Here is a 12,567-nt window from a genome sequence, read left to right as displayed (position 1 = left end):
ACTTTAAACCTTGACCAGGTAATATCATGTCCGCCTAATTAGTTATAATTCCCGCATCTGTGCAAAAACCAGGAAACCCTCTTTCCCCCTGCCCCCTGCTCCCCTGCCGTCTTAATGATAAGTCTTGAACCGGACACGATATAAGTTAAGTAGGTGGATCTAAATAAATATAAGATAGTTCGTCATTGCAAAGGAAGTGTTCGCGGAGCGTCTCTAAGAGTTGCAATCGCAAAGACTGAGATTGCCACGCTTCACTTCGTTCCGCTCGCAATGACATTTTATATTTAATTACGTCTACTTACTTGTATCAGCACCTGCAATATATTCAAACAGCAGTTAAAACAGGCTGAAAAGGTTGCAATAAAATACCCAAAATTTTATCAACTTCTTTAATGTAATACTCAGTCGAATCTATATAAACAGTCGTCCCTTCTAAAAATAAAAACTTCCAGTTAGTTCCACTAGTAACCGAGCCATAAATTCGCCCAACTTCATTGCCTTGATTTTGATTGAACAGCTGCGCTGCAATCATTGCCGCTACACATTGACCCAGACCGCCGATAATATCTTCTTTTTTCGCTTCAAAAATAAACATTACCGGAGCAGAAATAAATAATTGCTCCTGGGAATTGCTGATTATGTAATCGCAAAAGCCTTGCAAGCCTTGAGTCGCATCAACATTAAATTCATTTCCAGAAAATAGGGAAATTTTATTCTTTAATAATCGTCTGACTTCTGCGAGGATTGGTGCAATTAAAAACTCTGACCTTGCTTTTTCGGTTGAAATTGCAGTTGCTAAAGGGATGTAATCTATTAAAATCGTTCTGAGAGTTTCTGATGGTGTAACAGGTTTTGTATCAACAAATAAATTCCGAGTTTCGTCGAGTGTTAAATCAAAACTCTTTTTCACCTTGGCGAGACTAAAATCGCTGTATGCCATCCTTCCACCTTGTGATTATCTATCATTAGGGTAATGTCCCCTTGTCACCCTTGCCTTGATTTGCTAACTCTTTCGCTCTCGTCTGGGAATCAAACTTTAATTTATTATCCCACTGTTGTGCTTTGTGAAACTTTTCAACAGCGCCATCAATATCATCATTTCGCGCTAACTTCTCACCTTGGATAACTAACGTTGTCGCTCCTTGCGCTAACCGAGATGGAATTTGGCATGATTGTAACTCTTCTAACACTTCAGGATGGGCAATGAGATAATTATTCAGCAAACTGCAACCACTAAGTAATAAATTATCGAAATCCAAATCCCATAAAATCACTGTCTTGTCACGACTGCCAGAAACCAGTGTCTTGCCATCGCGGCTGAATCCAACGCTATAGACCGAACTGCTATGACCAGTCAGGGTTTTGATCGCTTTACCTGTGTTGACATCCCAGAGTTTGATCGTCTTGTCAAAACTGCCAGAAGCCAGTGTCTTGCCATCAGGGCTGAATCCAACGCTATAGACAGAACTGCTATGCCCAGTCAGGGTTTTAATCGCTTTACCTGTGCTGACATCCCAGAGTTTGATCGTGTTGTCTGAACTGCCAGAAGCCAGTGTCTTGCCATCGGGGCTGAATCCGACGCCCCAGACTGAACTGCTATGCCCAGTCAGGGTTTTAATCGCTTTACCTGTGCTGACATCCCAGAGTTTGATCGTGTTGTCTGAACTGCCAGAAGCCAGTGTCTTGCCATCGGGGCTGAATCCGACGCCCCAGACTGAACTGCTATGCCCAGTCAGGGTTTTAATCGCTTTACCTGTGCTGACATCCCAGAGTTTGATCGTCTTGTCACCACTGCCAGAAGCCAGTGTCTTGTCATCGGGGCTGAATCCGACGCTATAGATTCTACTGCTATGCCCAGCCAGGGTTTTGATAGCTTTGCCCGTGCTAATATCCCAGAGTTTGATCGTCTTGTCATCACTGCCAGAAGCCAGTGTTTTACCATCGGGGCTGAATCCGACGCCAATGACCGTACTGCTATGCCCAGTCAGGGTTTTGATGGCTTTGCCTGTGCTGACATCCCAGAGTTTGATCGTCTTGTCATCACTGCCAGAAGCCAGTGTCTTGCCATCGGGGCTGAATCCGACGCCAATGACCGTACTGCTATGCCCAGCCAAGGTTTTGATGGCTTTGCCTGTGCTGACATCCCAGAGTTTGATCGTGTTATCATCACTGCCAGAAGCCAGTGTCTTACCATCGGGGCTGAATCCGACGCTATAGACCAAACTGCTATGCTCAGTCAGGGTTTTGATGGCTTTGCCTGTGCTGACATCCCAGAGTTTGATCGTGTTATCATCACTGCCAGAAGCCAGTGTCTTACCATCAGGGCTGAATCCGACGCTATAGACCAAACTGCGATGTCCAGTCAGGGTTTTGATGGATTTGCCTGTGCTGACATCCCAGAGTTTGATCGTCTTGTCATCACTGCCCGAAGCCAGTGTCTTGCCATCGGGGCTAAATCCAACGCCCCAGACCGAACGGCTATGCCCAGTCAGGGTTTTGATGGCTTTGCCTGTGCTGACATCCCAGAGTTTGATCGTCTTGTCACCACTGCCAGAAGCTAGTGTCTTACCATCGAGGCTGAATCCAACGCCCCAGACCGAACGGCTATGCCCAGTCAGGGTTTTGATGGCTTTGCCTGTGCTGACATCCCAAAGTTTGATCGTCTTGTCACCACTGCTAGAAGCCAGTGTCTTGCCATCGGGGCTGAATCCGATGCTATAGACCTTACTGCTATGCCCAGTCAAGGTTTTGATGGCTTTGCCTGTGCTAATATCCCAGAGTTTGATCGTGTTGTCATCACTGCCAGAAGCCAGTGTCTTGCCATCGGGGCTGAATCCGACGCTATTGACCCTACTGCTATGCCCTTCTAAGGTATTTACCTCTATGGCGCGGTTTTCTTTCTTCTCCTGTGGCTTTAAGTAAACAGCTTGCTGTAAAGTTGCCACAGTTAGCATTAAGATATCGCTTCTATGCTGTGCCCAAAGTGTATGCTTGAGTTTGCTACCTGCCCTTACGGCTGCTATTAAAGCATCTGGATGTTGTTTAGAGACAGCAAAGGCTTCAGAAGAATTATTGATGGCGTTAATTTGATTAACATTTGCCTCTACTGCCCACTGGAATGTTGCCGCTGCTAAAACAGCAAATCCTAAACCTGCGGCGACAGAACCAAAAAGGGCGCGTTTGAGAACGTTATTTAGTTTCGCCTCACTCAGTTTTCTTTGTTCTCGTTCCTTTTCCAGTTGCGCTATTACCTGCTTTAACTTTGGTTCCTGTTGCTGGCGGATAAAGGCGGCGATGTAGTCATGTACCAGTTGATAACGGTCAGCCGGGTTTTCTGGTAGCAAAACCACTAAGCCGGATTGGACAAAAATTTCTAGAATCAAATCTAATTTACTGATTTCAGAAGCTTGTTTTGCCCTAGCTTCTGACCCTCCCTGAAGTTCTGAGCGACGAAAGCCGCGGCTCAGACTTATTTCTGCCTGCTGCGATCGCCTTAAAAAGGATGTAAAAAGAATAAAGCCCCCTTTTTTAAGAGGAATTGGGGGAATCTCCGAGAAGTACGGGAGCAAATCGCGTTCCAACTCAGCGCGAGTCTTTAGAGGGCGAGTTCCTTTTTCATCGGTCAGCAAATACAGTAATATGTCTGCTGCTTGCTGATTTTCTTCACCGCAATCATTAACAACTTCATGCAAATAACGCTTAACCAATTCGTCCTTAGTACCGCGTTGCCGATATTCTGCCAGAGTTGTAATATTCTCTGTTTGCAGTTGCGCCCCCACAACCTGCAACTCAATGGGACGAACTTCACCCAATTCTCCGGCTAAATCTTGTACCAGTTGTTCAACTAAAGCAGTTTCTAAATGAAAACTAGTATTTTCAGTTAAACGCTGAATAATTGACTTCGCGTCAGTAGGTGAGAAGTTCCCCAACTTGTAAAGCACATTATTACTGAGAATGTCATTGCCAATAATCTTGAGACTGGACAAATCATTGCACTCCAGCAAGTAATGGATGTAATCTACTCGCAGCGATAAGATAACTTTCACCGATAGAACATTGAGACACTCTCCCAGAAACTCAAAGAATTGCTTCCTTTGTGCAGGTTCGGTGTAAACAAAGAAAAATTCCTCAAATTGATCAAAAATTAACACCGTGCGGAGGTTACGCTGTTCGTTTTCTTTAAGTCTGGATATTAAATATTGCGGAGTTCCGAGTTCCGAGGTCGAAGTTCCGAGTTCAGAGGTTGAAGTGCCGAGTTCAGAGGTCGAAGTGCCGAGTTCAGAGGTTGAAGCTCCGAGTTCAGAGGTCGAAGTGCCGAGTTCAGAGGTTGAAGTGCCGAGTTCAGAGGTCGAAGTGCCGAGTTCAGAGGTCGAACGTTGAGGTTCTGAGGCTGAAGTTCCGAGTTCAAAGGTCGAACGTTGAGGTTCTGAGGTCGAAGTTCCGAGTTCAGAGGTCGAACGTTGAGGTTCAGAGGTCGAAGTTCCAAGTTCAAAGGCGGAACGTTGACGTTCTAACCCTCCCCACTCCCCATTCCCTCCCAAAAGCCTCTCCAACTCTTCCACCCAGTTGGTGTAAACGCGCATTACCACCGGCAAATAATCTTGAGTGCCGATTGCTTTATTCTTTAAAGCTGGCATTAGTCCCGCATTCACCAGGGAACTTTTGCCTACACCCGATTGCCCATGAATTACTATCAACTTATAATCAGGGCGACCCATGCGTTCAATTAAACCTTCTACATCCAAAAGACGACCAGATGCAGCAATTTCTGGGGCAATGTTGCCTTGGGGAGAGTTTGAGCGCAATGTCTCTACAAATGCCTGTTTTGTAGCTTCTAACCTACCCGCACCAATAAAAGCCCGCAAGCCAAATTGCTGTTCAATGGAACGCCGCTGCTGTTTAATTTTGTATGCTTTGAGATATTCTTTCTGCTCAAAGTAAAGCTGCTGTAAAAACCTGAGAATATCCAAGAAAAGCCTGATATCTTCTAGGGGATTACCCACATCCCTAGCAGTTTCTAAGCTGAGAGTTGCCTCTTTAATTTGACCTAAATAGTATTGAGAACGACCTAAAATAAATCGATATAAGCTCAAGTCTTTTGATGTCAAAACCTTTTCGGGAATATCAGATAAAATTCCTGATAGATTAGCTGATTCCAGATTTGGAATTGCAACAAAAACTTTTAATGCTTGCTTAACTAACTGATTTGCTTTAACCCAGTTTTTTTGAGCCAAAGCCACCTCAGCTAAAAAACCGTAATCCTTGGCTAATTCCCTTGGCTGTTTGTTATTTTGATGGATTACTAAAGCTTGTTCCGAAAGACTATGCAATATTTCCCACTTTTTCAAGTCTCGCAATATATCACCAAACTTAACTACTGCATTAGCAATTAAGTCTGGACTTTGAAACTGGTTAATAAAATTTATATACTCTTGAAGATAATGCCAAGTTGTCTGCCAATCTTGAGAATTGATATCTTGATGTTTCAAAGCTTTGAGATAACAGCAAAAGCTAATCTCACCGAGGATTTTTGCCTGTCTTTCTAAATTATGACTTTGTTGCCAGAGATGATAAGCTTTGTGATAATGCTCTAACGCCGAATATTTTTGATTATTTATCTGTTTAAGAAAACCTAATAAAGATTCTAAGTTAGCTTGAATTTCTAAATTATAAATATCGGGCTTTTTAATTAAATCTCTTTGCGCTGCTTCTAACTCATTTTCTAGCTTAAGATATACATCTACGCTAAGTTTTAAGTTATTACTAAACCATTGATTAGCGGTTTGGATGATAAAATCTACTAATTCCTGTGTTGATATGGCAAAATCTCTCGTAGTTGCCCAACTTTCCAAATCTGGTGCAAGCTGTATTAGTTGCTTGTAGATTTCATCGTCAATCCACAACACTAAGGGAAAAGCAAAATTCTTGCGAAACTCTTCCCGCACCTGATTAGCAGAAGTTAACATCACAGATAAATTCTGCACTGATTCCAAACCCACAACCATCACACAGGCTGGTATTTCTGCGCCGAATTCTTCTTGAATCGCAGTATAAAGAGTCCTGTTTGATTGCTGTACCGTCAAGACACGAATTTCAACTTGACAAATTTCTTGCAGTCTGAAGATTAAGCGATCGCGCAAGCTAGCATAATTACACCGTGCCAAAATCAGCTTAAACTGTCCCACAGAGGACTCAATTGCCCAAGCTAATTGTTTCAGAGTGCGCTCGCTGTTTACATGGTCATCTTCTGATGGTTGCTGTTGACTCATAAACTTATGTGTTTAGTTCGTAGTAAGCACTTCAGTGCTTTCAAAGATATGGAATAATAAGCACTAAAGTGCTTACTACAAACTTAATTCCCTCGCTTCTGCCAAAACGGGATTAACATCAAACCAAGACTCGCCACCATCGCGATATTCAAACACAAACCGACTGCGAATCAGTTTTTGATATCCGTGGTCATCACTCACCTTTTTTCTTTCCTTGACATGACGTAACAATTGCCACTCATCCTCAGAAATCGGCAACATGATTTCATTCCGCCGAGAACGAATCACTTGCTCTAACGTTTCACGGGTTAAGGGAAGACTCATCTCTTCCATAATCCAGGTATTCAGCAGCCTCAGCACGTCCCGCACATGACCACCGCTCATTTGACATAAACGCTCTAGGCTAGCAGCACTATCAAAAATCTCGGTAATTTTATTTAAACGCTCCTCTGGTGTCATGTCAGGAAAAGCTCTAGCAAGTACCATTTGCTGCATGAGTGACATTCCCTGTGTATGAACACTGCCATCAGCCCATTGTATAGGAACCATTGGTAACACCTTGGGGTCTTCTGGGAAACGCTGAGTCAGCATTCCGTAATCATTGGAAAACTTCAAAGACAAGGGCATGGTGTAGATAAGATGACAATTCAGCTTCGTCAAAAACTCACCCTGGTCGACAAATAAATATTCTTGCTGCGGACGACCCCAAGGTTTGGCACGATTATCTATGCGGTCAAGATTATCGACAATTACCACTAAACCATTTTTACCTTGCTGTTTGAGTTTAGCGATCGCAGGTTCCAATAATTCTTGATTAATTGCTTCTAGCAGCTTAGTTTTCTGCGGTGCTAAATACTGATTGAGTTTTTCTCGCAGCGTTGGGTCATTTTTCATCTTCGCGGTGATTTCCCCAATGCCCACAGACAGAGAAAGTTTTTCTTTATCTGCGGATAAACCAACATCACCAAGCACCGGAAGCTTAACTTTTCCCGCCGTCACCTCGGAGTTTAAGACCTTCCAAGCACCTTGCAGCAACTCATTAAATTTGTTGGGTGACTCCAGAGTAATTTTATCCAGACTTTGACTCACCCGACGAGCGATCGCTAGCAACACATCAGCAATATCAACATCGGTCATTTCCAAATCATCACTGGACTCAAAATAGACTACATGGAAACCTAACTTTTCCAGTTCTGCCTGTAACCGTAATAGTTCTGTTGATTTTCCACAACCAATATGCCCAGTAAATAAAGTGCAAGTGGGTTCATTCGGCTTAAAAAAAGTAATTTTCTGCTTCAGCTTGCCAAGAATATCACCACCCCGGACTGAGGAAAAATCTATATAATATTTGCCATCAGAGCTATTGTTGACAAACAGAGTTCTGCTGGGATCGCTAGCCTGATAAAATTCCCGTAAATCTATGGACATAACCTGGTAGTGCAATAATCTGGTATTGTCTTAACATATCCTCGTTGAAAAGGATAAAATTATTTACATCTTTGTATCTCAATATTTCGGACAATTTCCGCTTTTACCTCTCTTCCTCTGTGTCCTCTGCGTCTCTGCGGTTCGTTAAAAAAGAATAAAACCACAGAGGCGCAGAGAAGCCAGTGCGTTGCGGGGGTTCCCCCCGTTGTAGCAACTGGCGCGGCACAGAGAAATAAGAGTACAAAGCTGCAACTAATATTTAAGTGATCTGCAAAAACTTAGACTTTTTTTGATACTATTTAAGACCGGACTCTTTAAATATTGATTGACGTATGAGCAAAGGTACCCTGTTTGATAAAGTTTGGGACTTACACACCGTTGGTACACTTCCCTCAGGGCTGACGCAACTATTTATCGGGCTTCATCTAATTCATGAAGTCACCAGTCCCCAGGCCTTTGCTATGTTACGCGAGAGAGGTCTAAAAGTCCTGTTTCCAGAACGTACCGTCGCCACAGTCGATCATATTGTGCCCACAGAAAATCAGGCGCGTCCCTTTGCCGATAGCTTGGCAGAAGAAATGATTCAGGCGCTCGAAAATAACTGTCAAGAAAATAACATAACTTTTTACAACATCGGTTCTGGTAGCCAGGGTATAGTTCACGTCATCGCTCCCGAACTCGGACTGACTCAGCCAGGAATGACGATCGCTTGTGGAGATAGTCACACATCCAGTCATGGGGCATTTGGTGCGATCGCATTTGGTATTGGAACTAGTCAAGTTCGGGATGTTCTCGCTTCCCAAACTCTTGCCCTCTCCAAACTGAAAGTCCGCAAAATAGAAGTTAACGGCACTCTCAACCCAGGAGTTTACGCCAAAGATGTCATCCTGCATATCATCCGCACCCTTGGCGTGAAAGGTGGTGTGGGTTATGGTTACGAATTTGCAGGGACGACATTTGAGCAAATGAATATGGAAGAGAGGATGACTGTCTGCAATATGGCGATCGAAGGCGGTGCTAGATGCGGCTACGTCAATCCCGATCGTGTTACCTACGATTACCTTAAAGGCAGAGATTTTGCACCCAAAGATGCAGATTGGGATAAAGCATTAGCTTGGTGGGATTCCATCAAGAGCGATGCTGATGCCCAATACGATGATGTAGTGGTATTTGACGCTGCGGAAATTTCCCCTACCGTTACTTGGGGGATTACTCCCGGTCAAGGTATCGGTGTTAACCAGTCAGTACCTCAACCGGAAGAACTGCTAGAAGAAGACCGATTCATTGCCGAAGAAGCTTATCGCTACATGGATTTATATCCTGGTCAACCGATCAAGGGCACTAAAATAGATGTCTGCTTTATTGGGAGTTGCACCAACGGCAGAATTACTGATTTGCGAGAAGCGGCGAAAATCGCCAAAGGTCGCCACGTTGCCGAGGGAATCAAAGCCTTCGTTGTCCCCGGTTCCGAACGGGTGAAGGAAGAGGCGGAAGCTGAAGGACTGGATAAAATCTTTCAAGAAGCTGGATTTGAATGGCGGGAACCAGGATGTTCCATGTGTCTGGCCATGAACCCCGACAAGCTGCAAGGAAGACAAATCAGCGCCTCTTCCTCCAACCGCAACTTTAAAGGCAGACAAGGTTCCTCTTCCGGTCGGACATTATTAATGAGTCCGGCGATGGTTGCCACAGCTGCGATTAAAGGCGAAGTCTCTGATGTGCGCGAGTTACTGTAATTTTTTTGTAATTTGTCATTGGTCATTTGTCATTGGTCATTTGTAGAAATTAACAGGCTGTCATTCAAATGATAGGTAAATAAAGTTTATGGTGAGTGAAGTTAAAACAGTTTCAGGGCGCGGTATACCTTTAGTGGGTAATGATATAGATACCGATCGCATCATTCCCGCGCGATATTTGAAAGCCGTTACCTTTGATGGCTTAGGCGAAGGTGCATTTATTGATGACCGGACAGCACTTAAAGGTGAACATGCCTTTGACCAACCCCAGTACAAAGGCGCGAATATTTTAATAGTCAACCGTAACTTTGGCTGTGGTTCATCACGGGAACACGCACCCCAAGCGATCGCCAAATGGGGAATCCAAGCTTTAATCGGTGAAAGCTTCGCGGAAATCTTTTTCGGTAACTGTGTGGCAATGGGCATACCTTGTCTGACAGCCGATGCTGTTAGTGTTAAACAACTGCAAGATTTAGTTGCTGCCAATCCTCAAGCCGCCGTAACAGTAAATCTGGAAACCTTGCAAGTGCAAATTGGTGATTACACCGCCCCAGTTGCGATCGGTGAAGGGACAAGAAGCACATTTATTTCTGGAACTTGGGACGCTTGCGGTCAGTTAGTAGCTAACGCTGACCAAGTTCGGGCAACAGCTACAAAATTACCCTACGTCGGTTGGGGGAATTTAGCCGCGAGTTAGTATTTTCTCATTCCCTGCCTGTCAGCCAGGGAATGATGTCAACTGCGGTAAATTACTTGTGATTCCTGCGTGGTCTCTAAATACTGTTCGGTCAAGGCAAGAGACGCGATGAATCGCCGTCTTCACAATAATCAGTCTTTCGTCTTGGCGGTGATTTATCGCATCTTTGCGATCTAGAATTTTCATCAAAAAAGCTTAACCAAATCGTATTGCGTGGCCTCTCCCCTAGTAGGCTTACGGTGTATACACAAGTCATCTAGATTACCCAAAAGTCCTTCTAAACCCAATACGGTTCGCTTAAAGGGAAAAGGGAAAAAGGAAAAAGGTGAATTCAAACCTTTACCCCTTACCCTTTTGACCGAGAAGGAACGCTGTTAAGACTCTCTGCATAATGGTTTCGAGGCTAAGTAGCTTGAGGATTATTTTAGTTGGAAGAGCGATCGCTCTGCCTTTTTCTAACTCTCGGTTGATGAATTTTTTGATGAGTTAGAAAAAATAGCAGTAGATAAAGATATTTTAAGTGTTTAAGAAAAAGAATACCCTTGAGTTAGCTTTATTCAAGCTCTCGGTCAAATCGGCTAGCCGAGAGTTATGTGTAACATAAATCACTACTAAGCTATAGGGAAGTTAAAAATGGTTGCATCTACTCTAAAACCAACACAGATATTTGGACGCATACTATCCGCATCGCTAATGAGTTTGATGTCCTTAGAGGTTATTACCACCGCAGCGATCGGCCAACCCCCCCCTGCGTCTATTGAAACTAAACTGAAAGTGCCTAGTACAATGACCTCTTGGCCCTTTAATGCTAACCGTTACTTGAAAGTCCCGCCCAATTTCTCCGTCTCTGTTTATGCTCGCATTAGCAAAGCTCGCTTTATGGCAGTTGCTCCCAATGGGGATCTTCTAGTATCACAGCCCAGTTCGGGTAAAGTGTTAATTGTCCGCTCAAATGGCAGCAAAGACCCAATTATTTCTGACTTCGTGACGGGTCTACGCAAACCACACGACATTGTGTTTCATAAGATTGATAACACCACATACATTTATATCTCTGAGAGTCATCAAATTAACCGCTTCATCTACAACTCTGGAGATTTAATCGCAAAAAATCGTCAAATCATTGTAGTTGGCTTACCAGACAGCAGCACACAGGAACTCAAAGGCGCTTATGGTCACGAACTGAAGAATATCGCACTTGATGCCAACCACAAACTGTACGTGTCCATCGCCTCTACATGCAATGCCTGTAAGGAAGATACTGTCAGCACTCCAAAGCGTGGTGCAATTTACCAGTACAACGCTAATGGAACCAATCAGCGACTTTTTGCCCAAGGCTTACGTAATGCCGAAGGGTTAGCATTCTTACCTGGCACAAATGATCTTTGGGTAGTCGTTAATAATCGAGATAACATTGCCTATCCCTTCAACGATAGCAGTGGCAATTACGGTAAAATTATCCCCTCCTACGTAGACAACCACCCGCCAGAGGAGTTTACCAAAGTCCGAGATGGCGGTAACTACGGTTGGCCATTCTGCAACCCCAATCCTGACACGTCAAACGGCCTGAACAATATGCCATTTGACCGCGACTATCAGTTCAATGCTAATGGAAGTGTTAATTGCAATGCAATGGACAGGATTAGCAAAGGTATCCAAGCCCATTCAGCTCCCTTGGGACTAACATTTTTACAAAATACCAATTTTCCCAGCCTATACTCAAATGGAGTAGTGACAGGGCTGCATGGTTCATGGAATCGGCAGAAGAAAACCGGCTACAAAATAGCTTACTTTCCCTGGAACAGTACGACAAAGACCCCAGAGCCGGAGATAGATTTAGTCACAGGTTGGGTAGTTCCAGCAACCCAAGAAACCTGGGGGCGACCTGTGGATATGGTAGTAGACCAGCAAGGTAATTTGTTAATTTCGGATGACTTCAGCGGCACTATCTATAAGCTTTCCTACACGCCGTCACAACAGGTTAAGGTCTACAGAGACCCTAACTTTGGCGGAATTTCCCAGTCTTTTCCTACGACTCCAGGAGTATACAAATCCAACCAAGGTGACTTAAATATTGTTGGTAATGACACTATTAGTTCATTCAGTGTACCACCGGGTACACGGATACGTGTGTGCCAACATATAAATGGTGATGGTTTATGCCGTGAATATACTGCTGGTGATTATAAATCCCTTGGAAATGACCTTGATAATATCATCTCGTTTATAGAGGTCAAGTAGCACCACTCAGCGAATTTTAGATGTTAAATTTTGGATTGAATACTTTAAAAGTGTTCTACTGAACGCTGATGCCGTACCCCTCCGGGGAAGCAAGCTACGCGTAGCGTTCCGCAGGAAAGTCCAAAATTTAAAAAGGTCTGATATCAAGTCCGGTTAATCACTTATGATTATCGCATCTGTGCAAAAATCGGAAACG

At 43.9% G+C, this 12,567-nt stretch carries 7 protein-coding genes; 3 read left to right on the top strand and 4 right to left on the bottom strand.

The genetic code is table 11. From position 1 onward, the window contains the following. Positions 1–325: 325 nt before the first annotated feature. The 3 genes from HWQ42_RS01570 to HWQ42_RS01560 form a co-directional block, all read right to left on the bottom strand. On the bottom strand, positions 326–940 hold the full coding sequence (locus HWQ42_RS01570; protein WP_292808705.1) for a hypothetical protein: 615 nt from the start codon (positions 938–940) through the stop codon (positions 326–328). A 25-nt stretch (positions 941–965) separates the two neighbouring features. Continuing rightward, complete coding sequence (locus tag HWQ42_RS01565; protein ID WP_292808703.1) at positions 966–6,269, bottom strand: ribosome assembly protein 4; 5,304 nt, start codon at positions 6,267–6,269, stop codon at positions 966–968. A gap of 75 nt (positions 6,270–6,344) precedes the next feature. After that, complete coding sequence (locus HWQ42_RS01560) at positions 6,345–7,697, bottom strand: P-loop NTPase fold protein (protein WP_292808701.1); 1,353 nt, start codon at positions 7,695–7,697, stop codon at positions 6,345–6,347. Positions 7,698–8,029: 332 nt separating this feature from the next. Here HWQ42_RS01560 and leuC point away from each other — a divergent pair, with 332 nt between their 5' ends. Both leuC and leuD read left to right on the top strand, forming a co-directional pair. Beyond that, positions 8,030–9,433 (top strand): 3-isopropylmalate dehydratase large subunit, encoded by a 1,404-nt coding sequence (leuC, locus tag HWQ42_RS01555; RefSeq protein WP_292808699.1) that lies wholly within the window; start codon positions 8,030–8,032, stop codon positions 9,431–9,433. Between the two features lie 88 nt (positions 9,434–9,521). Continuing rightward, positions 9,522–10,130 (top strand): 3-isopropylmalate dehydratase small subunit, encoded by a 609-nt coding sequence (leuD, locus tag HWQ42_RS01550; RefSeq protein ID WP_292808697.1) that lies wholly within the window; start codon positions 9,522–9,524, stop codon positions 10,128–10,130. A gap of 21 nt (positions 10,131–10,151) precedes the next feature. On the opposite strand, the gene HWQ42_RS01545 is transcribed toward leuD, so the two are convergent. Continuing rightward, positions 10,152–10,316: a hypothetical protein gene (locus HWQ42_RS01545; protein ID WP_292808695.1), complete on the bottom strand. Its 165-nt coding sequence runs from the start codon at positions 10,314–10,316 to the stop codon at positions 10,152–10,154. A gap of 447 nt (positions 10,317–10,763) precedes the next feature. Between HWQ42_RS01545 and HWQ42_RS01540 the strand changes: the two genes are divergently transcribed. Further along, positions 10,764–12,371 carry a sorbosone dehydrogenase family protein gene (locus HWQ42_RS01540; protein ID WP_292808693.1) on the top strand — a complete coding sequence of 536 codons (1,608 nt, stop codon included), beginning with the start codon at positions 10,764–10,766 and terminating at the stop codon, positions 12,369–12,371. Positions 12,372–12,567: the final 196 nt, after the last annotated feature.

The sequence above is a fragment of the Nostoc sp. JL23 genome, assembly GCF_017115065.1.
Lineage (GTDB): Bacteria > Cyanobacteriota > Cyanobacteriia > Cyanobacteriales > Nostocaceae > Nostoc > Nostoc punctiforme_A.
Note: the sequence above shows the minus strand (reverse complement) of the source record. Positions and strands in the feature narration are given on the sequence as shown.

Excerpts from the sequence above, each read along its gene's own strand:
- HWQ42_RS01570 (WP_292808705.1), bottom strand. The coding sequence starts at position 940 with ATGGCATACAGCGATTTTAGTCTCGCCAAGGTGAAAAAGAGTTTTGAT.
- HWQ42_RS01560 (WP_292808701.1), bottom strand. The coding sequence starts at position 7,697 with ATGTCCATAGATTTACGGGAATTTTATCAGGCTAGCGATCCCAGCAGA.
- leuD (WP_292808697.1), top strand. The coding sequence starts at position 9,522 with ATGGTGAGTGAAGTTAAAACAGTTTCAGGGCGCGGTATACCTTTAGTG.
- HWQ42_RS01565 (WP_292808703.1), bottom strand. The coding sequence starts at position 6,269 with ATGAGTCAACAGCAACCATCAGAAGATGACCATGTAAACAGCGAGCGC.
- HWQ42_RS01540 (WP_292808693.1), top strand. The coding sequence starts at position 10,764 with ATGGTTGCATCTACTCTAAAACCAACACAGATATTTGGACGCATACTA.
- leuC (WP_292808699.1), top strand. The coding sequence starts at position 8,030 with ATGAGCAAAGGTACCCTGTTTGATAAAGTTTGGGACTTACACACCGTT.
- HWQ42_RS01545 (WP_292808695.1), bottom strand. The coding sequence starts at position 10,316 with ATGAAAATTCTAGATCGCAAAGATGCGATAAATCACCGCCAAGACGAA.